The following is a 25,887-nucleotide window of genomic DNA, read 5'->3' on the forward strand; positions in this document are numbered from 1 at the left end:
GACGGGCATTTCTGGTCGGAAATCACGACCCGGCGATGAATTCCGTGGATGAGGACCGATTGGCCGCGCTGGCGTCTTGTTTCAATGCCGGGCTGCACTCAAATCAGCTGTCTTCGCGTTTGCGCAGACATCGGTCCGATCCGCCGCAACCAGCCGGAGCCTTCCGGGGAGACCGCTCTATGAGTTTCGACCAGACGACTGTCGCCGCTTATCTGGAAGTCATCACCATCAACCTTGTGCTGTCTGGCGACAATGTCGTGGTGATCGGCATGGCGGCCGCAGGCCTCGCCAAGGCGTTGCGGCAGAAGGCGATCATCGCCGGCATTGCCGCGGCGGCGGTGATCCGCGTCGTCTTTGCGGTGATCGCGGTGCAACTGCTGGAAATTCCGGGGATCATGCTGGTCGGCGGCATGCTTTTGTTCTGGGTGTGCTGGAACATGTTCCAGGAGTTGCGCTCGGCCGGCGACGGCGAGGACGTCGACACTGAAGCCGTAGCACTTGCGACGGCGCGGCCGGCCAAGGCGCTGCGCACCGCGATCCTGCAGATCGTCGTCGCCGATGTCTCGATGTCGCTGGACAATGTGCTGGCCGTGGCGGGCGCCGCCGCCCACGACATGAATGCGCTGGTGTTCGGTCTCATCCTGTCGGTGGTTCTGATGGCGGTCGCCTCGACGCTGGTGGCGGCGCTGCTTGCCAGGTATCGCTGGATCGGCTGGCTCGGTCTGGCAATCATCGTCTATGTCGCGGGAAATATGACTCTGGACGGCGTCGAGCAGATGAGAACGGTCGACTTACACGCGCTGCTCTCGCCAGTTGCAAGCTAGATTCTCCTGGCGATCAAATGATATCGAAAATCCGCCCTGGGTTGAGAATGTTGTGCGGATCGAACGCCACCTTCAGCCGGCGCATGGCTGATATTTCGGCGTCGCTGCGCACGAGGTTCAGCCATTTCTTCTTGTCGAGGCCGATGCCGTGCTCGGCCGAGACGGCGCCACCGCATGCCGCCACGCCGCGATAGATGATCTCATAGGCGGCCGCCGGTTCCGTGGTGTCGACCTGATAGTGCAGATTGCCGTCGCCGAGATGGCCGAAGACGTAGATCTCGGCGCGGCTGTCGACGGCGTGGATCGCGGCTTCGGCGTTGCGCAGGAAACCCGCCATGGTCGCCAACGGGATGCTGATGTCGACGCCGATCATGCCCTCGATCGCAAACAGGAAGCGGTTGGCCTCTTCGCGCACATCCCATAGCGCACGGAATTCGCGCGGCGACTGCGAGACGACCACGTCGGCGACGATGCCGTCCTCGACCGCCTGCATCAGCACCGAAGCGAAACGCTCGCCGTCCAGCTCGGCCTGGTTGCCCTGGATCTCGGCCAAAACATAAACCGGCGCGCCGGCAGGCAGCGGCGCCGGCGCGGCCATGCCGGCAATCATGGCGCCGTAGAGCGGCGAGAAGTTTACCTCATAGGCCGAAAGCAAGGGCCCGAGCCGCTGCTTGAGCAACCCCAGCAACGCAATCGCCGCCTCCAGCGAGCCAAGTGCGCAAAAGGCGGCAACCTCGGTGGCGGGCTTGGGATGCAGCCGCAGGCAGGCGCGAGTAACCACGCCCAGCGTGCCTTCGCTGCCAATGAAAAGCTGGTTGAGATCGTATCCCGAATTGTCCTTGGCCAGGCCACGCAACGAAGTCAGGATCGAGCCGTCGGCAAGCACGGCCTCCAGCCCCAGCACCTGGGCGCGGTACATGCCGTAGCGCAGCACGCGAATGCCGCCAGCATTGGTGGCGATGTTGCCGCCGACCGTCGCCGTGCCGCGCGCGCCGATATCGACGCCGAACATCAGGCCGGACGCATCGGCCGCTTCCTGCACCATTTGCAGCGGCGCGCCGGCTTCCGCGATGATGGTTGCCGCGGCGCCGTCGGGCGCTTCGACCGCGGTCATGCGCTCCAGCGACAGCACCGCTTCGCCCGGCTGCACGCGCGCGCCGCCGGCCAGCCCGGTGCGGCCGCCATGGACGACCAGCTTCTGGCCGATACCACTGCATAGGCGCAGGATTTCGGCGACGTCGGCGGCGTTGCGCGGACGCAAGACCAGTTCGGGCTGGCCGCCGCCCTTGCCGGAGAGGTCGTCGCCATAGCGCGGATCGATAGCATCGCAGATCACAATCGCGGCGGCATCGAGCCGACGATATAGCTGGGAAAGAAGCCGATCGATCTGTTGTGTCATGGTGCCTGGACTTTTCAGCGCTCTTTGTGACCGAGACTTTGATGCGCGACAATTTTCGCGTCAATTGAACAAATTTACGCAGGTATAATCTGTCATTGCGCGTTGAACCCACTGACGTTTCCTGTAAATTTCGTCTGCCGTTGCGTGGCGGACGCGCCGGCTGCAGGACCGTGGGCAGCGTCAAGGGATGACCGAGGTTCTGGCGCGTGCCAGACGAGGATTGAATGCCAATGACGCACAAGACGATGGAGGATTTCGCCCGCTCCTGCGGCGTCTCCAGGCCGACGCTGTCGAAATATTTCGACGATCCGACCAGCGTCAAGCCGGCAACGCGCAAGCGCATCGAAGAGGCGTTGCGGTCGTCCGACTACCAGCCCAATCTGTTTGCCCGCAACCTCAACCGCAAGCGCACCCGCGCCATCGGCATTGTCGTACCGACGGTCACCGATCCCTTCTATTCCGAAATGGTCAGCCGCATCGAGCTCAGGCTGCGCGACGAGGGCTACTGGCCGATCGTCATCTCCTCGCATGGCTCAACCGAGCTCGAAATGGAGGCGACACGTACCATCCTGTCGCTGAAAGTTTCGGGCGCGCTGATCGCGCCGCTCGGCTTGCGCTCGGACCGGCGCACGCTGGAGAAGCTGACCCAGACAATGCCGGTCGTCTATTTCGACACCTATCTTGAAGGCGGCACGCCCTTTGTCGGCAACAACAATGCCCAGAGCGTCTCGACCATCGTCGACTATCTCTGCCGCTCCGGCGACGCCCCGGTCTATTTCGACATCCCGCATGTCAATCACAATTCGCCGGAGCGCCTGAACAGTTACGTCGCCGCGATGCGTCAACTTGGCCAGGAGCCGGTGGTTATCGGCAACACCCGAGACTACACATGGGATTTCGAGCGCATCGGCTACAAGCAGATGGAACAGATGCTCGGGGCCAGCGGCCTGCCGGGCAAGACCGGGGGTCTGCCCGGCAAGACCGGAGGTCTGCCCGGCAAGACCATACTGTGTGCGAATGACCGCCTGGCTTTCGGCGTGATGGCGGCAGCCTTCGCGAAAGGGCTGAAGATCGGCCGCAAGGCCGATTGCGACCTGCGTATCGCCGCCCATGACGACCATCCGCTGAGCCGCTACACCTGCCCCGCACTGACCACCATCGCGCAGGATTTTGCCGCCATGGCGGGGCGCAGCGTCGAGACACTGCTCGCTTTGCTCAACGAGGATACGGCAAACGTCGCGCCGAAGGTCAGCCTCGACGCCGCCCTGGTGATGCGTCAGTCCGCTTGAGCCTTTCCAAAGGCAGGATCGAAGCTTCGCCACGCGGCAATGGCGGCGGCAACCGCCTGTCTCGCTGCCGGGCCGTGACGGCCCATCGAGACGAAGCCGTGGATCTGACCGGGCCAGTGTTCCAGCACGACCGGCACGCCAGCCTGCTGCAGACGCCTGGCATAGGCCTCGCCTTCGTCGGCGAGGATGTCGTGACCGGCGATGGCGATGAAGGTGGGCGGCGCACCGGCGAGGCTTTCCGCCTTCAGCGGTGAGGTACGCCAGTCGCCGATGTCGGCGGCATTGCGGACATAATGGTCGCGGAACCAGGCCATGGTCGAGGCGGTCAGGCCAAAGCCTATGGCGAAGCGGCGATAGCTGTCCGTCGTCTGCCCGGCATCGGTGTTGGGATAAAACAGCAGCTGCGCTGCCGGCGGATTTTTGTCCCCCCGCGTGAGCAGGCCGAGCACCGTAGCGAGATTGCCGCCGGCGCTGTCGCCGGCAACCGCAATGCTGGCAGCCTCGATGCCGAGTTCGTCCGCCGCGCTTTGCATGAAGTTGAGCGTTGCGCGGCAATCCTCTATTGCCGCCGGGAATTTGTGTTCCGGCGCCAGCCGGTAGTCGACGGAAACGACGACAGCGACTGCCTCGTTGGCGAACCAGCGGCAGATCTCGTCATGCGAGTCGAGATTGCCGATTACCCAGCCGCCGCCATGGAGATAGAGCAGCGCCGGAGCGCCTGCCGAAGGCGCGCCCTGCCCGCGATAGATCCTGAGCCTCAGCGGACCGCCGGGTCCTGCAATGATGCGCTCGCTGATCGACGCGACCAGCTCGCGCTCGCCTTGCAGGGTCGGGAAGCCTTCATTGTAGGCGCGGCGCGCCTGCTCAGGCGTTCCCGTTTCGAACGGCGGCGCGCCGGCCTGGCTGCCGAGCTCGAGCACATGCCGGGCCTCCGGATCTAGGGGCGACGGGGACGGTGGCGTCACGGGCGAACCTCCGTCAGGCAAGCAGGGTTGCGGCTTCGTCTTCGCCAAGCAGCGGCGGCTGGTCGACCGTGCCGTTGACGGCAACCGAGCCACGGCTTTCGCCCGAACCCAGGATCGCCTCCATGATCTCAAGCACATGCAGCGCCAGCTCACCGGAGGCGCGCGGCTTTCTGCCCGCGGCCAGCGCGCGCGCCAGATCGGCGACGCCGAGCATGCGGTAATTGGCGCGGTCGGGCGCGGAATAGGGCCAGTTGCGGTCGCCATAGAGTTCGCTCTCGCTGGCGAAATCGGCCCAGTCGGCGCCACGCTCCGACAGCGAAACGGTGCCGCCGAACGTGTCGGGGTCGGGCAGCCTGAGCGAGCCTTCGGTGCCGTGCAGTTCGATCGGATGGTTGGAGTGTTTGAACACGTCCCAGGAGGCGCCGAAGGTGACGGTGGCGCCGGAACGGAATTCGAGCAGCGACACTATGTTTGTCGGCGTGCCGACCTTGAATGTCGTGTTCTTGAACGGCCCGTCGGCCGTGATCAGCCTCTCCTCCTGGCCGTGCGTCGCCATCGCCATGACGCGCTCGACCGGTCCGAGCAGGTTGACCAGCATGGTCAGGTAGTAGGGACCCATGTCGAACACCGGACCGCCGCCGGGCTGATAGTAGAATTGCGGATTGGGATGCCAGTGCTCCATGCCCCGTCCCATCATGAAAGCGGTGCCGGTCACCGGCTTGCCGATCGCGCCGTCATCCATCAGCCGGCGCGCGCGGCGGCCGGCTGCACCCAGGAATGTGTCCGGCGCCGAGCCGATCAGCAGGCCGCGCTTCGCGGCCTCGGCGACAAGCCGGCGGCCGTCGGCGGCGGAGGTTGCCAACGGCTTTTCGGTGAAGACGTGCTTGCCCGCCGAAAGCGCCGAGAACGAAATATCGAAATGCGCCGCGGGGATTGTCAGGTTCAGCACGAGGTCGATATTGGGGTCGGCCAGCAGCGCGTCAACGCCGAGGGCGCGGATGCCGTATTCCCTGGCGCGCAGCTCGGCCATGTCAGCGGAAATGTCGGCGCAGGCGCGTAGCTCGACACCACCAAAGAGCGCTGCATTGCGCAGATAGGTCATCGAGATGTTGCCGCAGCCGATGACACCGATGCCGAGCTTTGTCTCTGATTTTCCGTGCATTTCCAGCTTTCCTCCGAAGCCAAGGGCATGCTGCGCAACCGTTGCAGTTCCCACGACCCCCCGCAATCCGCTATACAGGACTTTAAATGTTGACGCGCGTAAAATTTTTATAGAGCTTATGAGAATTCTGGCGTGCACTGGGAGGCCGCCAGCGTGAGGAGGAGAACATGACCGGCATGAAAAACGGCCGACGGCCGCTGCGAAGCCCGTGGCTCATGCGCGCTTTCCGTCGCGCATCAGAGACCGGGATGGGTTCAGGCATAGATCACCTTGGCCCCGATCCCATCAAGCTCGCTGCGTATTGGACCGGGCAGGCCATCGTCGGTGATCACCACATCGACGGCCGACAGCGAAAATGCCTTGGACGTCCCGCTGACGCCCCATTTGCTCGAATCGGCGAGCAGGACAACGCGCCGGGCCATGCGAACGAGGTTTCGCTTCGTTCGCGCCATGTCTTCGTTCACGTCGACCACATCCAGTGACGAGTCTACCGCATGCGCTCCAACAAAGACCTGATGCGCTACCAGGCCGCCGAGAGCCGTATCGGCATCGGTGATCAGCGTGCTCACCGTGTCGGGATAGACCCGGCCGCCGATCATATGAACGTCGAGCCCGGGACGATGCATAAGATGCTGCACGATATTCATGGCCGTGGCCGCGACCACGACATTGCTGAGCGGCGGTAACTGCATGGCAAGCTGCATCAAGGTCGAGCCACCGTCGAAGATGATCGACTGGTTGTCCTCGAAAAGGTCGAGCGCCGCCCGGGCGATGCGCTTCTTTGCGTCGAGGTTCGTTTGCATCCGCCGCGCGAACGCGGCCGTCGTCGAATCGGTGGTCCGGGTCACCGCTCCTCCACGGGTCTTGGTCAGCAGTCCCTTGCGGTCCAGTATTTCGAGGTCGGAGCGCACCGTGACCTCCGACACGCCAAACCCGTCCGACAGGTCCTTGATGCGAACCTGTCCGCTGCGTTGCACCTCGCCCAGGATCGATTGGCGTCTCTGCTCCGACAACATTGCCCTGCCCTTGCCTGCCTGCGCCGAGCAATCGCGCCGGCCTCGGCTCACCTTACCGGAAATATGCAGATTCGAAAGCTTTCGAAAGATTGTTTTTCTTTTTTCTTTCGGAAACACTGGATTGAGCATTTTTAAATCAACCGATCAGGGAATTTTGGACTCATGAGCCTAGGAACCAAGGTGCGTCTCGCGCGCCTCTTCTCGCATCCATCGGGGAACCTTTTTGGCGGCGCGGTCGACCACTTCGTCGGCTATGGCGACGTGCGCAAAGGCGGCCTTGCCGACCTGCCGGGTGCGCTCGCACGCGTCATGGCGGGCAAACCCGACTATGTCAGCATCCAGCCTGGCACTGCGCGCCATCTGTGGCCGCAATATGCGGGCAAAGCTTCCCTGGTAATTCAGGCGGGCTGTTTCACCGCGGACGATCGCATCAGCGAGCTGATCGCAACGCCCGAGGATGCGGTGCGCGCGGGCGCCGATGCGTTGGCCGTGGCCATTCCGGTGCGCGGCGCGACGGAGGGCAAATACATACGCTGGCTGACCGATTCGGTGAATGCGGCGGCCCGCTACGGCATGCCTGTGGTGGCGCATATCTACCCTCGCGATTTCACCGACGGAGCAAAGATCGTCTTCACCCCCGACGAGATCGCCTATGCGGCGCGCATCGGTTACGAGTCCGGCGTCGACGTGATCAAGATCGGCTACACCGGCGATTTCGAGTCGTTCCGGGAGACCGTCCGGACCTGCCCGGTGCCGGTTGTCATCGCGGGCGGTCCAAAGACCGATACGCTGCTCGGCGCGCTTCAGCAGACGGCGGACGCCATCCGTGCCGGCGCGCGCGGCGCCGTGGTCGGCCGCAATCTCTGGGGGCACGGCGATCCGGAGAAGGCAGCGCTTGCCTTTCGCGGCGTCATCCATGACGGCCTTTCGGCGCAAGACGCCCTGGCGAAGGCGGGTGCCTGAACGATGCCCACCATCCCCTCGATCCTCGGCTTCGGCGCTATTGCGATCGACGACATCGTCTACGTCGATCAGCCATTGTCGGCGGGCAAGGGTAAGGTTCTGCAAAGTACCCGCGCCTTCGGGGGAAATGTCGCGACGGCGCTGGCCGCCGTCGCGCGGCTCGGCGGAACCGCCGGGTTCGTCGGATGGCTGGCCAGTGCCTCGGACAACGCGGTGCAGCTCGATCTCGTGGCGAGCGGTATTGAAACCGCATTCGCGCCGCGCCATCCCGACGCGCGCCCGGTGCACTCGCGGATCACCGTCGGCTCGGACGGGGAAAGGTTCATCGCGTATGACGACGATGCGATGCTGGGCACCGCTCCGGACTTTCCGGACGATATCCTCAGCCGCGCAACCGTCCTGATCGTAGATAGCTATGCGACCGGGTCGCTGGATGTCGTGGCTCGGGCTCGCGATCTCGGCCTTGCGATCCTCGGCGATATCGAATGGAGCAGCGGCCCCGCCACGGAGCGGCTGATCGCGCTCTGCGACCATCTCATTGTTCCACTTAGCTTTGCACGGACTGCCACGGGGCGCCGATCGCCTGCCGAGATGCTCGATGCCTTGTGGTTGCCATCGCGATCCGCCGTGGTTCTGACCGATGGAGGCAGGGGTGTGTACTATCGCGGCCGTGAAGAGACAGGTCTCTGGCACCTGCCCCCGCACCGGGTTGCGGTCGTCGACTCCACAGGCGCGGGTGACTGCTTTCATGGCGCCTATGCCCATGCGTTGACGCGCGGAGCCGACACCGCGGGCCGGGTGGCATTCGCGGCCGCGGCGGCGGCCGTTTCGATAACGGGGCGTGGCGGGCGCGAGGCGCTTCCGACCGAGGACCAGGTCACGCAACTCCTGGCATCGGCGAACGCGCCGTCAGCAGTCAACCTGAAAAATGCGCATGTGGATGCTGGAGCATGACCTGAAACGATCCGACGAAACATTTCGCAGGCGAACACAAGCCCAGGAGAATCATAAAAAATCAGGGCTTATACTTGTGGAGGGAGGAATATGGCAGAAGTCATTCTTGAGAAGATCTGCAAAACCTACGGGAACAGTTTTCGCGCAATCGACCAGTTGAACCTGTCGGTCAAGGACGGCGAGTTCTTGATCCTCGTCGGGCCTTCCGGCTGCGGCAAATCCACGGCGTTGCGAATGATCGCGGGGTTGGAAGACATCACCAGCGGCAGCCTTCGGATCGGCGGGGTCGACGTCGTCGACATGCCGCCCAAGGACCGCGACATCGCGATGGTGTTTCAGAGCTACGCGCTCTACCCGCATATGACGGTATCCGAAAACATCGCCTTTTCGATGCGGCTGGCAGGCAAGCCGAAGGCCGAGCGCAAGAAGCGCGTGGACGAGATCGCCAAAACTCTTCAGCTGACGTCTTTGCTGGACAGCAAACCCGCGAACCTGTCAGGCGGGCAGCGTCAACGGGTTGCCATGGGCCGCGCCATGGTGCGCGAGCCGGCCGCCTTTCTCATGGACGAGCCGCTTTCCAATCTGGATGCGAAACTGCGTGTGCAAATGCGCGCCGAAATCACCAGCCTGCAAAAGCAGCTCGGCGTCACGACCATTTACGTGACCCACGATCAGATCGAAGCGATGACGATGGGCGACAGGGTCGCGGTGCTGAAAGGCGGTGTGCTGCAGCAGGTCGACACCCCCAAGAGGCTCTATGAATCGCCGGTTAACGCCTTCGTTGCCGGCTTCATCGGCTCTCCTTCGATGAACCTTTTCGAGGCGACCCTGAAGGGCGGCGAGCTCGCTTTTCGCGACTTCGCCGTCCGGCTGCAGGATGCAGCCCTCGTGCGCAGGCCGGCCTTGAGGTCGTATGCGGGGCGCAAGGTCGTGTTCGGGATCAGACCGGAGGATCTTTATGACAGCAGCCTTGAATCCGGTCGCAAGTATCAGACGATACCGGCCAGGGTGACCTCGATCGAGGAACTCGGCTCCGAACAGATCGTCCACATGAACATCGACGCGGTCCGGGTGGACTCCGGCGATCCGGATGCGGTGGATGATTTCGGCCTGGCGTCGAACGCGGTGGCGAGGTTCGAGCCGATCAGCGCCGTCCGCTCCGGCTCGGAAATCCGGTTGGCCGTGGATGATGCCAAGTTCCATTTCTTCGATCCCGAAACGCATCTGGCGATCTGAAGATCTGCGGAAGACCGCGGGCGGGAGCGAGGTGCCTGCGGAAGATACAAGAAGGCTTCTGAATGAACAGACGATCGTCCGCATTGTGCGGCCGATCTTGAAGAAGGAGGAGAAAATGATGTTTCGGATACGACCCGAGATGCTGAAAATAGCCGCGGCCGCATGGTTGCTTGGTGCAACCGGCGCCATGGCGGACACGACGCTGGAATTCACCCAATGGTGGGAGCCCGAATTGCCGGCGGGATCGCTCAGGGCAATCATGAACGACTTCGAGGCTGCAAACCCCGGCATCAAGGTGACGCTGGTCAGCGGTCCCTATGCGACCACGCGAGACCAGATCTCGGTCGGCGCCGCAACCGGAACGCTCAGCGACGTCGTCGGTCTCGACGGCGCCTGGGTGAACAATCTGAACGCGCAGGGTGCGCTAGCCGACATGAACCCGATGATGGATGCGAGCGGGTTCGACAAGACCCAGGTCGCGGATATCATCAAGGTGGACGGCAAGGCGGTGATGTTTCCCGTGGCTTCGTTCGTCTATCCGGTCTTCGTCAATCTGGACCTCGCCGCCCAGGCAGGCGTCACCAAGCTGCCGTCGACCCGCGCGGAGTTTCTCGAAGCCGCCAAGAAGATGACCCATGCCGACAAGAACCAGTATGGCTGGGTGCTGCCGCTGTCGCTGCAAACGCCGTCCGGTGTCCAGAACGACCTGATGTCGTGGGTCTGGGCCTCGGGCCAATCGATGATGGTTGAAGGCAAGCCGGCTCTCGAGGGCAAGCCGGTGGTCGATATGCTCACCTTCGTCAAATCGCTGAACGACGCCGGCGTCATCTCGCCCGGCATTGCCACCAAGACCGAGCAGGAGAAGGTCGAGGAATTCGTCAACGATCGGGTCGGAATGATGATCGACTCGCTTGCGCATGTGAACCTCATCCGCAAACGCAATCCCAAGCTGAACTTCGACCTGATCCCGGTCCCGGTCGTGGCGGACTACAGCGGCAAGCGCGGCCTTCCCTACGCCTCCTGGGGCATCGGCATCTCCGCCGCCTCGAAACATCAGGATGAAGCCTGGAAGCTCGTCCAATATCTGATGAGCGAGAAGGTGAATGCCAAGCTCGTGTCGCTTGCAAACGCCTTCCCGGGCAACGTCAACGCCAAGCCCGATTTCGTGACCTCGGACAAGGCTTTCGCCAAGGCTTTCGAAATCTTCAAGACCGGCTATCTCGCCAACGAGTTCACGGGGCTGCCGGTGGCCGAAGACCTGATGACCAAGTTCGATGTGGAAGCCCAGAAGATGCTCGCCGGCGAGCAGTCTCCGGAACAAGCCGCAGCCAACGCTCAAAAGGGCTGGGTGGAGAAATTCTGAGCTGCCTGTTCCCGTTTGCTATCTTCCGCCGGGTGGCCCGGCCTCGGCCAGGCCACCCGTCAACAACGGATCGGCAACTTGAGATGGACCTGTTTGCGAAGCGCACCTTCCTCTTGAAGGCATACCCCAGGGGTGGCACATGACTCGGCAGAAGCGCTCCCACCATCGACTGAAACGAGCGGTCGCACCCTATCTCTATCTGTCACCCTCGCTCCTCATAATCGGCCTGCTGATGCTGCTGCCGATGGTGACGGTGATTGGCTATTCGTTCCAGAACAGCGCGGTGCTGCGTCGCGACCCGTCCTTTGCCGGATTGAAACACTACCAGGCGATCTTTGCCGATCCGGTGTTCTGGGCCTCGCTGTGGCACACGCTCTACTTCACCTGCATGAGTGTCGTCTTCCATATGACCATCGGCATGCTCTTCGCACTCATGCTGAACAGCGACCGCATCAATCCTACGCTGCGCAACATTCTGCGCGTGCTCTACATACTGCCCTGGCTGTTCACCGCGGTGATTATCGCGGTGATCTGGCGCCTGCTGCTTGAGCCGAACGGTGTCGTCAACAGCGTTCTCATGCAGATGGGCATCATCGGTTCCAAGGTCGAGTGGTTTTCGTCGCCCGCGACCGCGCTGCACGCCGTCACCTTCGCCAACATCTGGGCGGGCTACCCGCTTTTCATGGTCGGCCTGCTCGCAGGCTTGCAGGGCATTCCCAAGGATTTCTACGAGGCCGCCGATATCGACGGCGCGAAGGCCTACCAGAAGCTGATCTTCATCACCATTCCGCAGCTGATGCCGATCATCATCAGCATCTCGCTGCTCGACTTCATCTGGACCATGCAGGTCTTTCCATTGATCTGGATAACGACGGGTGGCGGTCCGATCTACTCGACCGAGGTCCTCAGCACCTACACGTACAAGCTGGCGTTTTCGAGCTACAACCTGTCGCAGGCCTCGGCGAGCGCCGTGGTCATCCTGCTGATCTCTCTCGGCCTGACGCTGTTCTACATCCGCTATCAAAAGGCTCGGTAGTCACATGAGGAAAAGGCACACGCCGAAAGACAGGCTGATCACCGCCGCGCTCCATGTCGCGCTTGCCGCAGGGCTCTTTTTCGCGGCCTTCCCGATCTACTGGATGCTGAGCAGCTCGTTCAAGTCGAACACCGAAATCTTTGCCCTGCCGCCAACCGTCCTGCCGAAGGCCTTCACGCTGGAAGCGTATGCGGCCATCCTTGGTGATCCGGTAAAGCTGCGCTTCTTCTTCAACAGCTACTTCGTCGCCGGAGCAGTGACCGTGCTGACGGTGCTGATCGCCTTGCTGGCGGCCTATGGGTTCAGCCGTTTCAATTTCCGCGGCAAGGGCAGCCTCAACACGCTCATCATCAGCACGCAGACGATCCCGCCGATCACGCTTTTGATCCCGTTCTTCGGGCTGGTCGTCTCGTATGGCATCTTCGACACCTATGTCGCGCTGATCCTGACTTACCTGGTGTTCACGCTGCCCTATGCGATCCTGCTGATGACGGGATATCTGAACACCTTGCCGCGCGACCTCGATGAAGCGGTGGCTGTCGACGGCGGCACCAGTTGGACCGCACTGTGGCGGGTGATCGTTCCGATTTCACTGCCTGGTATCGTGGCGACGTCGGTCTACACCTTCCTGTTGTGCTGGAACGAATTTCTCTTTGCGCTGACACTGACGAAGTCGACGTCCATGCGCACCGTCCCGATCGGCATCCAGTTGTTGATGGGGCAACACGCCTTCGAATGGAACCAGATGATGGCGATGAGCGTGCTCGGCTCGCTGCCGCTCCTGGTCATCTACCTGGTTGCCCAGAGGTTCTTCCTCGCCGGCATGACCGCAGGCTCAGTCAAGTAGGATGTCCCTCCAACGAGGTGGAATCAAGGAATGAAAGGATGACCGTGAAAGACCTGAAAGTCGGCTGCCAGACCTTTACCTGGGAAATGCTGGGCGACCGCTTCGCCGGCGGCCCGGACGATCTGCTCAAGGCGATCGCCGATGGCGGCTATGCCGGCATCGAGATCACCGACACGATGATCGGCCGCTATGCCGGCAAGCCAACGGAGTTCGGCGCCGCGCTGAAGTCATCCGGGCTGACGCTCGTCTCCTTCGCCTTCGGCTCCAAGAGCGGTTTCACGCTCAGGGATGAGATCGGCGCCGACCTCGAGACCGCCAAACGCTGGATCGACTTCGCCGCCGCCTTTCCCGGCGCGCTGGTGTCGATGGGCTCGGCCACGATCGTTTCCGACGGGCCGCGCGACGACAAGTTTGCCATCGCCGCCGAGGTCTACAACAAAGCCGGCGAGCTCGGGCGCGAGGCCGGCGTCCAGGTCGCGGTGCATCCAAGCTCGCATCACAACACGCTGCTGTTCGACCGCGCCGACTACGACCGCATCTTCGGGCTGCTCGACGCCTCGCTGGTGGGCTGGGTGCCCGACACCGGCCACATCTTGCGCGGTGGCCAGGACATGGCGGATACGCTCACCACTTATCGCGACCGCATCCGCTATGTGCATCTGAAGGATGTCGACGCGAATGGAACCTGGGCGATGCTCGGCAAGGGCGTCTGTGACACGGCCAAAGTGATCGAGATCGCTGGTGCTGCACCCAATTTCAACGGCTGGCTGGTGCTGGAGGAAGAATCCGAAACGGCCGCCGCCGACCCTGCCGGCGCCGTCAAAGCCAACCGCCAGACAATGCGCGGCTACGGAGCCTGAGACGATGACGACGAACAAGCCCCTGTCCGGCCCCGCCGCGATCGCTGCCCTGCCGCGCAACCGGCTGATCGGCGAGTTCTCGCTGTGGTCGGCCGACCTCGCCAACATGGAGCGCGATTTGAAGCGCATCGAGACCCATGCCGATGTCCATCATATCGACGTCGCCGACGCCCGCTTCACCCCTGGCTTCCTGTTCTTCCCGGACCTGGTGGCGCGCATCGCCAAGCTCACCGCGAAGCCGATCCATGTCCATTTGATGGTCGAAGCCGAGATCGTCGAAGAACAGACGCGCCAGTTCATCGAGGCCGGCGCCGACCTGATCAGCGTGCACGCCGAAAACGGCGAGACCGGCCTGCGCGCCGTGAAACTGGCGCATGAACTCGGGGCCGAGGCCGGCGTGGTACTGCGGCTGGAAACACCGGTCGCGGCCGTCACGCCCTTCCTGGCGGAAGTGGCGTTCGTGACGCTGCTCGGCACCTCCATCGGCGTCAAGGGCCAGAGCCTGTCGGAGCAGGCGTGTCCGCGCCTGATCGAGGCGCGCGCGCTGATGCGCAAAGCCGGCCGCGAGGCCGACATCGTGCTTGCCGCCGATGGCGGCATCCGCCACGAGACCGTGCCGCTGCTGCGCGCCGCAGGTGCGGAGACCGTGGTGCTGGGCTCGCTGGCCTTCGGCGATCCCGACCTTGCCCGGCGCATGGCCTGGCTGCACGGGCTGGAGGTCGCCGCCTGATGACCAAGCTTGCGCTCGCCTTCGATCTCGGTGGCACGGCGCTGCGCGGTGCGCTGGTCGAGAGCGATGGCCGTATCGTCGCTCATGCTTCGGCGCCGACGCTTGCCGGTGCGGGATCGGAGGCGGTGATCAGCCAGATCGTCGCTCTGGCAGGCACGCTCCTCAGGGAACACCCGCAGGCAAACGTCGCCGGCATCGGCGTCGGTGCGCCGGGGCCACTCGACCCCAAGGCGGGGATCGTCATTGCGCCGCCAACGCTGGCCGGCTGGCATGATGTGCCGCTGATCGACATTCTGGGGCGGCATTTCGGGCTGCCGGTGCGGCTGGAAAACGACGCCAATGCGGCGGCGCTCGGCGAATGGCGTTTTGGCGCCGGACGTGGCAGCGGATCGCTGGTGTTCGTGACTGTGTCCACCGGCATTGGCGGCGGCGTCGTCGCCGATGGCCACATCTATCACGGCAGGCGCGGACTGGCGGCCGAGATCGGCCACATGACCATCACCGGTGAAGGCGACCGCTGCTTTTGCGGCGCCATCGGCTGCTTCGAGGCCGTTGCCTCCGGAACCGCGCTCGGCCGCCGCGCCACGCGACTGACCGCGCCGGGCGACGGCTCGCTCTTACGACGGCTGTCAAATGACGGCGACGTCTCGGCCAGGCATGTCGTAGAGGCTGCCAAGGCCGGCGACGCCAACGCTCTCGAACTGGTCGAGGCGGAAGCACAATGGCTGGGCATCGGCTTCACCAATCTCTTGCATCTCTATTCGCCCGATCTGATTGTCATGGGTGGCGGCCTTTCCAACGGGTTCGACCTTCTGGCACCGTCGATCAGAGCGGTCATCCAGCAGCGGGCGATGCCGGCCTATCGCGACGTGCCGATCGTGCAGGCTGAACTCGGCGACCGCGCCGGGCTGATCGGCGCCGCCAGCCTGATCCTGTGGGAAGGCGAACCGGGTGCGCCGCTGGCGATGGCGCAGGACGACAAGGACAGAGGCGCGACCGCCGATGCCACGGAGGCACGCCATGGCTGAACTCGAGCTGCGCGGCGCGCGCGAAGATGGTGAATGGTCCAGTTTGAATGCAGCGCCAAGGTCCCCGAAGAGGACCCCTACCCTTCGCGATTCCAGCTGGCGTATTTTCGGATCGTTTGCCGCTTGTCTTCCGACAAGCCAACAAGGAGATTCTCCTCGAGATAGCCTTGCCGGATGAGATTGGCGAAGACCTGTATTAGCTGTGAATACCGATAGGCGAACATCTGGTCGATCTTCCGTCGCTGCTGCCGCAGAAAGTCTTCGACATCCCATATTTCGGAAGGCGTTGCCGCAACGTGGGCCCTGCTCTTGAGTTCAGCCAACGTCTTGTCGAGCGTCACCTTCAGCGCTGCGTCATGGGCAGTGCGGGCGACTTTCTTTTCGGACGGAGACCATTTCTCACCAGCGGTCATCGACTGTCTCTATCGTGTTCGCGGCGGCGTCAGCCGGTAAAACCTGCGACGCAGGACAACCCCGCCGTTGGGACCAATCTACTTTCCGCAATGGTGATCGTTGACCTTGTTCAGCGCATTCGCGTCCGGCCCGACCCGGTCGTAAGAGCACGGGCCGGCCGCCGTGGTGATCAGCATTTTGTCATAGTAGCGCGGGCCGCCGAACAGGGCGTAGATGAGGTCGCGATGGGCGGGGACGTAGCGTTCGGGTTCTGGCTGACGATGGCGATGCTTGTCCTTGGCGACAGCCGCTGTGGACAGGCTGCAGCCGACAGCGAGAGCGAGCATGCAGGTCGCAAAGATCTTGGTGGTCATCGGCAGTACCCCTTCTGACGGTTCGGAATCGCAGCATATCCAAAAGCGCCTGCCGAACAAAGGTTCCCTCGCCGGCATTGCCGGCCGGTGCCGAAATCAGCCCGCACTGCGCGCGCGCCGCCGTTCGGCTGCAACCAGGAGGTCGACGAAAGCGCGCACCTTGGCCGGCCTGAAGCGCGCCGGCGGGAAGACGGCATGGATGCCACCGGACGGCAAGGTCCAGTCCGCGAACACCCGCACCAGCCGGCCGCGCGCAATGTCGTCGGCGACACTGTAATCCGGAAAGATGCCGAGGCCGATGCCGGCCAGCACGCAGGACAGCACGCCTGGTGTCTTGTCGCAGCTGACGACGGGGTTGAGTTCGGCCAGCACCGTTTCCGTGCCCCTCGAGAACAGCCATTGGCCGACCCCGCGCAACTGGGCGTTGCCGACCCAGGGCAGCGACTTCGCCTGCCTGGGGCTGGCTTCCCCAGGCAGCCTGGCGGCCAGTTCCGGGCTGGCGACGACGAATTGCTGCAGGCTGCCCAGCCGCCGCGCCAGATTGCTGGAATCGGCAAGCCAGCCGACGCGGATGCCAAGATCGATCTGCTCGTCGACCAGGTTGCTGACCGCATCGTCGAAGATCGTCTCGACCCGCATTTTCGGGTATTTTCTGATGTAGGCGGCGATGGTCGGCGCCACCACCTTCTCGCCATAATCGAGCGGCGCCGTCAGCCGCAGCGTCCCCGTCGGCTGCGCCGCTCGCTGCGAAATGTCGCCATAGGCTGCCTCCGCCTCGCGCAGGATGATCGCGGTCCGGTCATAGAACAGACGACCCTCTTCGGTCGCCGTCACGCGCCGGGTCGTGCGCCGCAACAGCGTAGCGCCAAGCTCTTCTTCGAGCTTGCCGACCTGATGGCTGACCACAGCCTTGGCAACATCGAGACGGTCGGCAGCGGCCGTGAACGAGCCGGTCTCCACCACGGTGGCGAAGTAGACGAGCCGGTTGAGATTGAGGAGTTCGGTCACAGGCCGCTCATTGTCCGATTTTATCAGACAGTTTGTATGATTGATCGCTATTTTTCGCAAGCCGTCCAGCTGTCATCTATCGGGCAACAGAATGAGGCCGCCATGACCAATGTAACCCTAACCTATCTTTTCGACCCGCTCTGCGGTTGGTGCTATGGCGCCACGCCGATGCTGGATCGACTGGCCGCCGGGACCGCGCTCGAACTGCTGCCGGTGGGGCTTTTCTCCGGTGCCGGCGCGCGGCCGCTGGATGCAGGCTTCGCCGCCCATGCCTGGGACAATGACCAGCGCATCGCACGGCTGAGCGGACAGCGCTTCAGCCAGGCCTATCTCGACAATGTGCTCAATGTCAGCGGCACCTTGCTCGATTCTTCCGCTGCCACCATGGGCATCAACGCCGCCGGACTGGACGACTGGCGCCAGCGACTTGCGGCACTGAAGGCGATCCAGCATGCCCGCTATGTCGACGGCCGCGATATTGTGACGGTTGACGGCGTCGCCGCGGTACTGGCCGACGCCGGCATGAGCGACGCGGCAACGCTTTTGAAAGCGCCGACGCAGGCGTTTCTGGCGAAGCATGACGACCTGGTCAGCCGCGGGCGGACATTGTTCCAGCGGCTGCATGCCAATGGCGTTCCCGCGCTCGCGGTGATCGGCCAAACGGCGCCGCGCCTGATCGGCGCCAACGCGCTGTTCGGCAGCTACGACAATCTCGTCGCTCACATCGAGGCGGCGTAGTCCCAGAAATTCTCCCCAGACGAAATTCTCCCCAGACGAAAGGAAAATCCCCATGAAAATCGCACTTATCGGCGCGTCCGGCCAGGTCGGCTCGCGCCTGCTTAAGGAACTCTCCGATCGCGGTCACAGCATCACCGCCATTGCCCGGCATCCAGACAAGATCGCGGCACTTCCGGGCGTGACTGCCAAGAAGGGCGACGTCTTCGACAAGGATGGCATTGCCGCCCTGATCAAGGGTCATGACGCGGTGATCTCCTCGGTGCATTTCCTCGACAGCGATCCCGATACGCTCGTCGCAGCCGTGCGTGCTTCCGGCGTCAAACGCTACCTCGTCGTCGGCGGCGCCGGCAGCCTTGAGGTTGCGCCCGGCAAGCGCCTGGTCGACACGCCGACCTTCCCTGATATCTACAAGGCCGAGGCGCAGAAGGGCGCCGACTTCCTCGACACGCTGCGGACGGTCGACGATCTCGACTGGACCTTGCTGTCGCCTTCGGCGCTGTTCGTCGCCGGCGAGCGGACCGGCAAATACCGCATCGGCAAGGACACGCTGCTGACGTCCGACAAGGGCAGCAGCATTTCCTTCGAGGACTACGCCATCGTCATGGCCGACGAGATCGAAAAGCCGGCGCATATCAAGCAGCGCTTTACGGTCGGCTACTGAGCGCACTTCATTGACAGGCGGGCACTCGACGGAGCGGCCCGCGTCGGTTCCTATCGGCGATAGTGCCATCGGAGCCTCCGATGGCACTATCGCTTTCTTCCGTTTCCACTCCTGCCGCCGGTCTGCGACTCTCGCCGGAGCGGTTCAGGACAGGAACGGAAACATGGCAGACATCGCAAAATCGAAAATCGCTATCATTGGCGGCAGCTCCGGAATGGGGCTGGCGTTGGCAAGGCGGTGCCTGGACTCAGGCGCCGAAGTCATCATCGTCAGCCGCAGTGAAGCCAGGCTCAAGCGTGCCGGCGAGGCGCTGCAGAACCCTTCCGCTTTGAGCGCCGTCGCGGCCGATATCGCCAGGGAGGATCAGGTCGCTGACCTGTTCAAGCGAACTGGCCGGCTCGACCATATTGTCAGCACCGCCGCCGACATCGAAGGCGCCTATGAGCTATTGCCTTCAGTCGACCTGAAGGCGGCGCAGCGGGTCGTCGAAAGCAAATTCTACGGGCCGCTGCTGCTCGCCAAGCATGGCGCGCCGCAGCTTTCGGCCAACGGCTCCATCACCTTCACCTCAGGCATTGCCGCCTACCGGCCGGCGGCGCGCGGCTCGGTCGTTGCCGCTGTCAACGCTGCGCTGGAAGGGTTGGTGCGGGCGCTGGCGGTCGAGCTGGCGCCGGTCCGTGTCAACGCCGTCTCGCCGGGCTGGGTCGACACGCCGATCTGGAGTTTTGTGGCCGGCGACAAGAAGGACGAGACGCTCGATGCAATGGCCAGGCGCCTGCCGGTCGGCCGCGTCGGACAGCCGGACGACATTGCCGATGCCATCGCCTTTCTGATGGGCAACGGTTTTACGACAGGGACGGTTCTGCATGTCGAGGGCGGTCACCGGCTGATCTGAGCGCAGCGAAATTCCTGGCCGCGGCCGCCAGCAGCAGTTTCAGCGCCGGCGGCTGGACGCGCCGGCGGCGCCAGATCATGACCAGCGACGCCGTGCGGGCCGGACCCGGCCATGGCAATTCGACGATCTCGCCGCGATCGAGCGCGTCGGCAACGGCCAGCCGCGGCACCAGGCTCACGCCGACACCAGTCGCCACCAGGCCCCCAATGGCGCCGATGCTGCCGACTTCGGCGGCAAGTTCTGGCGCTGCAATCTCGGCAAAGGCAGTGTCGAACAGATGCCGGTAGACGCATCCGGTTTCCGTCACCACGAAACTCATCGCGGCGAGCGCGGCCAGGTCGTTCTGTCGCGATGCGGCCGCATGCTCAGCTGATGCGACAAGGACCAGCGGCTCGGCCAATATCGTGCGCCGGGCCAGACGTTCGTCCAGACCGCCCTTGTCGAAACAGAAGGCGACGTCGATCTCGCTCTCTTCGAGCTGCCGCAGCAGGGCATCGCTGCCGGCGATTTTCAGCCGCAGACCGATCTCCGGGTGGTCGCCTCGAAAGGCCGCCAGCCATTGCGGAAGTCTGACGGTGGCAATCGTCTCCAGCGCGCCGACCGTAACCGTTCCGGCGGTCATTCCCGTCGTTGCCTCGACGGCAATACGCGCCTCCTCCGCCAGTTGCAGAATCTCTTCCGCATAGGGTTTCAGCGCGTCGCCGGCCGTCGTCAGGTCGAGGCCGTGGCGCGAGCGGATGAAGAGGACGACACCAAGTTCGCTTTCCAGCGACTGGATCTGGTCGCTGACGCTCGACTGCGCCAGATGAACCTCCCGCGCTGCGCGGGTGATGTTGCGGTGCCGCGCCACGGCGAGGAAGGTCTTGAGCAATCGTGGGTGCATGCCGTTTCCGGATCTGTCTCTGTTCGACATTTCGGGCTTGGCTGGTCCACTTGCAACCCTGGTCCATTTGCAACCCCGGTCCATTTGCAACCCATTGACGCCGGCGTCATCTGGTTGCGGCAGACCGAAGGGCCAGAATTTCGCGGCAATGACCCGCAAGTTTTCCCACGGCCGGCGCGGTGGCCCAAGAGATCGCCTCTGGCAGATCGCATCGTACGTATGCTCTATGCCAAGCTGATTTCCAGCACCGATGGAAGGACCGACATGCCCCGCCCGCAAGGAACCATCGCCCCGATCCTGACGCCGTTCGAGAACGATGGCCGCATTGCCCGTGACCTGTGGATCTCACATGCCAAATGGGTGCTGGGCCAGGGCGCCCATTTGCTGTCGCCGTTCGGCACCACGGGCGAGGCACTGTCGCTCTCGCTCGACGAGCGCATGCAGGCGCTGGAATGGCTGGTTGCATCAGGCATTTCGCCGGGGCGCATGATGCCCGGCACCGGCGTCACCGCACTGCCCGAAACCGTCGAACTGTCGAAGCACGCGGTCGGCCTCGGCTGCGCCGCCGTGATGGTGCTGCCATCGTTCTTCTACACGGCCGCCGGGGACGATGGCCAGGCGCGCTACTACAGCGAGCTGATCGAAAGGGTGGCCAACCCGGCGCTGAAGATGATCCTCTACCACATCCCGCAGAACTCCGGCGTGCCGGTAAGCCCTGCCCTGACCGCCCGGTTGAGCGCGGCGTTTCCAGAGACGGTCGTCGCCTACAAGGATAGCGCCGGCGACTGGAACAACACGGCGGCGGTGATTGCCGCCGCACCCGACGTCGCGGTGTTCCCCAGCTCGGAGGCGCAACTGACCAAGGGGCTCGCCAGTGGTGCTGCGGGCTGTATCTCCGCGACCGTCAATCTCAACGCTGCGGCCATCCGCGCCCTCTACGACGCGACGATCGCTGGCCAAGACGTCACGGAAGCGGACGCCGCGATCAGGGCGTTCCGCAAGGTGATCCAGGATGCAGGCCTGATCCCGGCAATGAAGGCCGTGCTGGCGGTGCGCTCCGGCGACAAACGCTGGCTCAACCTGCGCGCGCCGCATGAGAATGCGACGCTGGAAAGCGGCAAGGCGCTGCTCACTGCGCTCGGTCCCGCGGCGGACCATATTGGTCGAGGTCGGGCATGATGGTGGCTGGTGCATGCTCGCATCTTTTCAATCGGCCTAAAGTGACGACCAGCCGCTTCTAACGCCGACTCGGGCTTAGGCAGCCGCGGACGATCAGCCTCTTTCAGGCACAGTGCGATACCGCCATTGGCCCTTGAACGGTCAAAATGGAGGCGTACCATCACGGTATCTGAACTGAGTCTGTTTTCATTCGTCTGGGCTAATGTCCGGACCGGATTGGATATTTTCCTTGGCAAGGGACGCAACCAGCGGCGCGGCGAAGCGCGGCAAATCGTTTGCCCATGTGGCGGAGGCGTCCTGGGGCGAGGGCCTCAGCACGCTGCTGCGCATCGTGCGCATGACGTTGCGCCATCCCTGGCAGGTTGCGGTCACCATCGCCTCGACCTTCATCGCCGCGACGCTGCAGCTGTTCATCCCGCGCCTGCTGGGCCACGCCATCGACCAGGCGCAAGGCGTGATGGCTGGAGGCGGCGGCGCGGCGGCTGAGCAGGCGCTGTGGACGACGGCGATCACCTTGCTCGTCGTCAGCATCCTGCGCGGCCTCTTCGCCATGGCGCAGAATTATTATGGCGAGGCCGTTGGCCACCGCACCGGCTATGAGCTGCGCCTGGCCTTCTACGAGAAGATCCAGCGGCTGAGCTTCTCCTTCCATGACCGGGTGCATACCGGCGACTTGATTACGCTTGGCCTGCTCGACCTCGACGGCGTGCGCATGTTCTTTTCCACCGGCATATTGCGCGTGGTGCTGCTCGGCGTGCTGATCGGCGTCGGCTCCTATCTCCTGATCAGCACCGATCTCGAGCTCGGGCTGCTCAGTCTGAGTTTCGTGCCGTTCGTCGCCTGGCGCTCCTCGGTCACACAGCTCAGGCTGCGCAGCACCTGGCTGACGCTGCAGGAGCGGCTGTCAGTGCTGAGCCGGGTGATGGACGAGAACCTCGGCGGAATCCGCGTCGTGCGCGCCTTTGCGGCGCAGCGGCATGAGCTGGAAAAATTCGACCGCGCCAAGAAGTCGGCGCTGGAGCTTGCCGACCAGCGCGTCGACATCCGCGTCTCTAACACCAGCGCCATGAATTTTTCCTTCCTGGCCGCCATGGGCCTGGTGCTGTGGTTCGGTGGCCAGAAGGTGATCGCAGGCCAGATCAGCGTCGGCACGCTGGCGCAGTTCCTCACCTTCATGACCATCCTGCAAATGCCGGTGCGCCAGCTCGGGCTGATGGTCAACTCGTTCGCCCGCGCCTCGACCTGCGGCACAAGGCTGTTCGAACTGCTTGACGCCGAACTCGACATTCAGGATGCGCCCGATGCCAAGGATCTCGTGGTCACCGAAGGCGTGCTGCGCTTCGACAATGTCGGCTTCCGCTACGCGGGCGCCGGCGGCCGGCCGGCACTGTCGGGCATTTCCTTCGAGGCCCGGTCCGGCGAGACCGTCGGCATTGTCGGCCCGCCGGGCAGCGGCAAGTCGACCATCGCGCATCTGATCCCGCGCTTCTACGATGTGACGTCAGGCGCGATCACCATCGACGGGCAGGATATACGCGAGGTCACGCTGCAATCGTTGCGCAAGGCGGTCGGCGTCGTGCAGCAGGACGCCTTCCTGTTCACCACCTCGATCGAAAACAACATCGCCTATGGAAATCCGTGGGCGCGCGAGACCCGCATCGGGCAGGCGGCTGAATACGCCCAGTTGCACAATTACATCATCGGGCTTCCGGCCGGCTACACCACGGTCGTGGGCGAGCGCGGGTCATCGCTTTCCGGCGGCCAGCGGCAGCGCCTGACCATCGCCCGCACCCTGATGCTGCGGCCTTCGGTGCTGGTCTTCGACGATTCCACCGCGGCTGTCGACGCCGGCACCGAGCAGCGAATCCGCACCGCGATGAAGCGCTTCGCCAAGGACCGCGTGACGCTGATCATCTCGCACCGGCTGAGCTCGCTGATGCATGCCGACCAGATCCTGTTCGTCGAGAATGGCCGCATCGCCGAGCGCGGCATGCACCAGGAATTGCTGGCGCTGGGTGGACGCTACCGCGCGCTTTACGACCTGCAGCTGCGGCCGGACGACGATTTGCCGGTGGCGGTGGGAGCCGCATGATGTCGACACAGAACGACGACCAGAAGGAAGACACCAGCCGGCGGCCCACCAGGGCCGTCGTCGGTTCGCACCGCGACGAGGAAGAGGTCTTCGGCAAGGTCTACGATCCGCGCATCGTGCGCCGCATCTGGAGCTTCGTGAGACCGTATCAGGGCCGGATCTTCATCTCGGTCGCCGCCGTTTTGGTGTTCACTCTGACGCAATTGGCGATCCCGCTGGTCATCCGTTACGCTATCGACCACGGCATGGCGGCGGGGAAGGCCGACCGCTCGGTGATGAACTGGGCGATCGGCGCCTTCGCTCTGATCATCCTGATCAATTATGGCGCCAGCTATGTCCAGGAAAGTGTCGTCGGCAAGGTGGCCGAGAATGTGCTGTCGGATTTGCGCGGCGCCATGTTCAGCCATCTGCAGCGCGTCTCGCTGAGCTTCATGGACAAGACCGAGGTGGGCCGGCTGATGTCGCGCCTGCAGGGCGACGTCAATTCGATGCAGGAATTCCTTGAGACGTCGGTCATGTCGGTGGGCGACATCGTGCTTCTGTTCGGCATCGTCAGCGTGCTTTTGTGGCTCGATTTTCGTCTCGGCCTGTTGACGCTGTCGACCATGCCGGTGCTGTTCGTCGTGCGCCTGTTCTGGTTGCCGCGCGCCAAGGTCGCTTTCATGGCCGCGCACGAGACCAACTCGATTGCCAATGGGGCGCTGGCGGAAGGCATCCATGGCGTGCGCACGGTGCAGAGTCTCGAACGCCAGCACGTCAATTTCGACCTCTATGACGAGAAGGTGCTGGCCAATCTCAGGACCCACCTGACCTCGGCCAAATATGCGCAGGTGATGGTGCCGATCGTCGACACGCTGACCGGCATTGCGATGGCGACGGTCATCGTCGTCGGCGGCTCGATGGTGCTGTCGCACAGCCTCGACATCGGCGTCATGGTGGCGTTCCTGTTCTATATCCAGCGCTTCTTCGACCCGATCCGCTCGCTCACCATGCAGTACTCGGTCATGCAGCGCGCCATGGCGTCGGGCCAACGCATCTCCGAAGTGCTCGACGTACCGGTCGACGTCAGCGACAGACAGGGCGCGGTGACGCTGACGCGCGACATGGACGGTTCGGTCGAGTTCAGGAACGTCACCTTCGGCTACCGGCAGAACCAGCCGGTGCTGAAAAACATCTCCTTCCGCGTCAATCCGGGCGAGACGGTTGCGCTTGTCGGCCCGACCGGTTCGGGCAAGTCGAGCTGCATGGCGCTGGTGCACCGCTTCTATGATGTCTGGTCGGGCGAGGTGCGGGTCGGCGGCCACGATGTGCGCGACGTGACGCAGGATTCGCTCGGCGATCAGGTGGCGATGGTGCTGCAGGAGCCGTTCCTGTTTTCCGGCACGGTGCTGGAGAACATCCGCTACCACAAGACATCGGCTACCAGCGAAGAGGTTGTGCGCGCCGCGCAAGCCGTTGGCGCGCACGACTTCATCGAGCATTTGCCTGACGGCTACGACACCGAGCTCGAACAGCGCGGCGGCAATCTGTCCCTCGGCCAGCGCCAGCTGATCAGCTTTGCACGCGCACTGGTGGCGGATGCGAAAATCCTGGTGCTGGACGAGGCGACGGCGAGCATCGATTCCTACACCGAGATGCTGATCCAGAAGGCACTGGTCACGCTGCTGGAAGGCCGCACCGGGCTGGTCATCGCGCACCGGCTGGCGACCATACGCGGCGCCGACCGCATCATCGTCTTACAGAACGGCGAGATCGTCGAGAGCGGAAATCACGAGCAGCTGATGGCGGCCAAGGGCCTCTATGCCAGGCTCTACAACATGAACTACGCATCGTTCGACGATATTGCCGAGGAAGACATAGGCGCGCCGGCCGGCAAGGCGACGTGAGCTGCTGCCGGTTCAGCTCGACTGGGAATGGTGCGGGGCCAAAACTCGTCGTCGACCAATTCGGCTTCAGATGACGACACGTTTCAGCTCGCCTTCCAGCGTAAGC

At 63.6% G+C, this 25,887-nt stretch carries 25 protein-coding genes; 17 read left to right on the forward strand and 8 right to left on the reverse strand.

Going from position 1 to position 25,887, the window contains the following annotated elements:
* Positions 1-179: 179 nt before the first annotated feature.
* Entirely contained in the window at positions 180-824 is a 645-nt protein-coding gene (locus NKI46_RS17640; RefSeq protein WP_023667912.1) for a YjbE family putative metal transport protein, read from the forward strand.
* Between the two features lie 13 nt (positions 825-837).
* Here the strand turns inward: NKI46_RS17640 and NKI46_RS17645 are convergent, their stop codons facing one another.
* Positions 838-2,223 (reverse strand): FAD-binding oxidoreductase, encoded by a 1,386-nt coding sequence (locus NKI46_RS17645; protein WP_023667911.1) that lies wholly within the window; start codon positions 2,221-2,223, stop codon positions 838-840.
* 224 nt (positions 2,224-2,447) lie between these two features.
* On the opposite strand from NKI46_RS17645, the gene NKI46_RS17650 reads away from it, so the two are divergent.
* The gene (locus NKI46_RS17650; protein ID WP_031197970.1) at positions 2,448-3,512 is read left to right on the forward strand and encodes a LacI family DNA-binding transcriptional regulator; all 1,065 of its coding nucleotides are present in this window, start codon (positions 2,448-2,450) and stop codon (positions 3,510-3,512) included.
* On the opposite strand, the gene NKI46_RS17655 is transcribed toward NKI46_RS17650, so the two are convergent.
* From NKI46_RS17655 to NKI46_RS17665, 3 genes are all read right to left on the reverse strand, one after another.
* Positions 3,500-4,477, reverse strand: coding sequence for an alpha/beta hydrolase (locus NKI46_RS17655; protein ID WP_031197971.1), 978 nt, complete (start codon positions 4,475-4,477; stop codon positions 3,500-3,502). The genes NKI46_RS17650 and NKI46_RS17655 overlap by 13 nt on opposite strands.
* A gap of 13 nt (positions 4,478-4,490) precedes the next feature.
* Positions 4,491-5,639 (reverse strand): Gfo/Idh/MocA family protein, encoded by a 1,149-nt coding sequence (locus NKI46_RS17660; RefSeq protein ID WP_023714869.1) that lies wholly within the window; start codon positions 5,637-5,639, stop codon positions 4,491-4,493.
* A gap of 254 nt (positions 5,640-5,893) precedes the next feature.
* A complete protein-coding gene (locus NKI46_RS17665; protein WP_352747286.1) occupies positions 5,894-6,655 on the reverse strand; it encodes a DeoR/GlpR family DNA-binding transcription regulator in 762 nt (253 codons plus the stop codon).
* A 162-nt stretch (positions 6,656-6,817) separates the two neighbouring features.
* Here NKI46_RS17665 and NKI46_RS17670 point away from each other — a divergent pair, with 162 nt between their 5' ends.
* The 9 genes from NKI46_RS17670 to NKI46_RS17710 all read left to right on the forward strand — a co-directional run bounded on the left by NKI46_RS17670 (position 6,818) and on the right by NKI46_RS17710 (position 15,672).
* Positions 6,818-7,618, forward strand: a complete 801-nt coding sequence (locus NKI46_RS17670; RefSeq protein ID WP_023692211.1) for a beta/alpha barrel domain-containing protein — start codon at positions 6,818-6,820, stop codon at positions 7,616-7,618.
* A 3-nt stretch (positions 7,619-7,621) separates the two neighbouring features.
* Positions 7,622-8,572: a PfkB family carbohydrate kinase gene (locus tag NKI46_RS17675; protein WP_352514642.1), complete on the forward strand. Its 951-nt coding sequence runs from the start codon at positions 7,622-7,624 to the stop codon at positions 8,570-8,572.
* Positions 8,573-8,662: 90 nt separating this feature from the next.
* A complete protein-coding gene (locus NKI46_RS17680) occupies positions 8,663-9,808 on the forward strand; it encodes an ABC transporter ATP-binding protein (RefSeq protein WP_023682644.1) in 1,146 nt (381 codons plus the stop codon).
* A 115-nt stretch (positions 9,809-9,923) separates the two neighbouring features.
* Entirely contained in the window at positions 9,924-11,171 is a 1,248-nt protein-coding gene (locus NKI46_RS17685; protein ID WP_352747167.1) for an ABC transporter substrate-binding protein, read from the forward strand.
* Between the two features lie 139 nt (positions 11,172-11,310).
* A complete protein-coding gene (locus tag NKI46_RS17690) occupies positions 11,311-12,207 on the forward strand; it encodes a carbohydrate ABC transporter permease (protein ID WP_023738391.1) in 897 nt (298 codons plus the stop codon).
* 4 nt (positions 12,208-12,211) lie between these two features.
* On the forward strand, positions 12,212-13,054 hold the full coding sequence (locus NKI46_RS17695) for a carbohydrate ABC transporter permease (RefSeq protein ID WP_023726308.1): 843 nt from the start codon (positions 12,212-12,214) through the stop codon (positions 13,052-13,054).
* 38 nt (positions 13,055-13,092) lie between these two features.
* On the forward strand, positions 13,093-13,914 hold the full coding sequence (locus tag NKI46_RS17700; protein ID WP_352747170.1) for a sugar phosphate isomerase/epimerase family protein: 822 nt from the start codon (positions 13,093-13,095) through the stop codon (positions 13,912-13,914).
* 4 nt (positions 13,915-13,918) lie between these two features.
* Positions 13,919-14,644, forward strand: a complete 726-nt coding sequence (locus NKI46_RS17705) for a ribulose-phosphate 3-epimerase (RefSeq protein ID WP_023714874.1) — start codon at positions 13,919-13,921, stop codon at positions 14,642-14,644.
* Positions 14,644-15,672, forward strand: coding sequence for an ROK family protein (locus NKI46_RS17710; RefSeq protein WP_023738389.1), 1,029 nt, complete (start codon positions 14,644-14,646; stop codon positions 15,670-15,672). Before NKI46_RS17705 ends, NKI46_RS17710 begins: the two co-directional genes overlap by 1 nt.
* 77 nt (positions 15,673-15,749) lie before the next feature.
* Here NKI46_RS17710 and frp read toward each other — a convergent pair whose 3' ends face one another.
* The 3 genes from frp to NKI46_RS17725 form a co-directional block, all read right to left on the reverse strand.
* On the reverse strand, positions 15,750-16,085 hold the full coding sequence (gene frp, locus NKI46_RS17715; protein ID WP_023738388.1) for a fluorescence recovery protein: 336 nt from the start codon (positions 16,083-16,085) through the stop codon (positions 15,750-15,752).
* 78 nt (positions 16,086-16,163) lie between these two features.
* Positions 16,164-16,439 carry a hypothetical protein gene (locus NKI46_RS17720; RefSeq protein ID WP_023729215.1) on the reverse strand — a complete coding sequence of 92 codons (276 nt, stop codon included), beginning with the start codon at positions 16,437-16,439 and terminating at the stop codon, positions 16,164-16,166.
* A 96-nt stretch (positions 16,440-16,535) separates the two neighbouring features.
* Positions 16,536-17,447, reverse strand: a complete 912-nt coding sequence (locus NKI46_RS17725; protein ID WP_023699792.1) for a LysR substrate-binding domain-containing protein — start codon at positions 17,445-17,447, stop codon at positions 16,536-16,538.
* Positions 17,448-17,549: 102 nt separating this feature from the next.
* Between NKI46_RS17725 and NKI46_RS17730 the strand changes: the two genes are divergently transcribed.
* From NKI46_RS17730 to NKI46_RS17740, 3 genes are all read left to right on the forward strand, one after another.
* Positions 17,550-18,185: a DsbA family protein gene (locus NKI46_RS17730; protein ID WP_352460147.1), complete on the forward strand. Its 636-nt coding sequence runs from the start codon at positions 17,550-17,552 to the stop codon at positions 18,183-18,185.
* Between the two features lie 52 nt (positions 18,186-18,237).
* Positions 18,238-18,846, forward strand: a complete 609-nt coding sequence (locus tag NKI46_RS17735) for an NAD(P)-dependent oxidoreductase (protein WP_352460148.1) — start codon at positions 18,238-18,240, stop codon at positions 18,844-18,846.
* A gap of 163 nt (positions 18,847-19,009) precedes the next feature.
* Entirely contained in the window at positions 19,010-19,741 is a 732-nt protein-coding gene (locus NKI46_RS17740) for an SDR family oxidoreductase (RefSeq protein ID WP_352460149.1), read from the forward strand.
* Here NKI46_RS17740 and NKI46_RS17745 read toward each other — a convergent pair.
* On the reverse strand, positions 19,692-20,624 hold the full coding sequence (locus NKI46_RS17745) for a LysR family transcriptional regulator (protein ID WP_352460150.1): 933 nt from the start codon (positions 20,622-20,624) through the stop codon (positions 19,692-19,694). The genes NKI46_RS17740 and NKI46_RS17745 overlap by 50 nt on opposite strands.
* 264 nt (positions 20,625-20,888) lie before the next feature.
* On the opposite strand from NKI46_RS17745, the gene NKI46_RS17750 reads away from it, so the two are divergent.
* The 3 genes from NKI46_RS17750 (at position 20,889) to NKI46_RS17760 (ending at position 25,781) form a co-directional block, all read left to right on the forward strand.
* Positions 20,889-21,803, forward strand: a complete 915-nt coding sequence (locus NKI46_RS17750; RefSeq protein ID WP_352460151.1) for a dihydrodipicolinate synthase family protein — start codon at positions 20,889-20,891, stop codon at positions 21,801-21,803.
* Positions 21,804-22,005: 202 nt separating this feature from the next.
* The gene (locus NKI46_RS17755; RefSeq protein ID WP_502896819.1) at positions 22,006-23,895 is read left to right on the forward strand and encodes an ABC transporter ATP-binding protein; all 1,890 of its coding nucleotides are present in this window, start codon (positions 22,006-22,008) and stop codon (positions 23,893-23,895) included.
* The gene (locus NKI46_RS17760) at positions 23,895-25,781 is read left to right on the forward strand and encodes an ABC transporter ATP-binding protein (RefSeq protein WP_352747179.1); all 1,887 of its coding nucleotides are present in this window, start codon (positions 23,895-23,897) and stop codon (positions 25,779-25,781) included. The genes NKI46_RS17755 and NKI46_RS17760 overlap by 1 nt, the downstream gene beginning before the upstream one ends.
* Positions 25,782-25,887: the final 106 nt, after the last annotated feature.

The organism is Mesorhizobium sp. M0615, assembly GCF_040320805.1.
Lineage (GTDB): Bacteria > Pseudomonadota > Alphaproteobacteria > Rhizobiales > Rhizobiaceae > Mesorhizobium.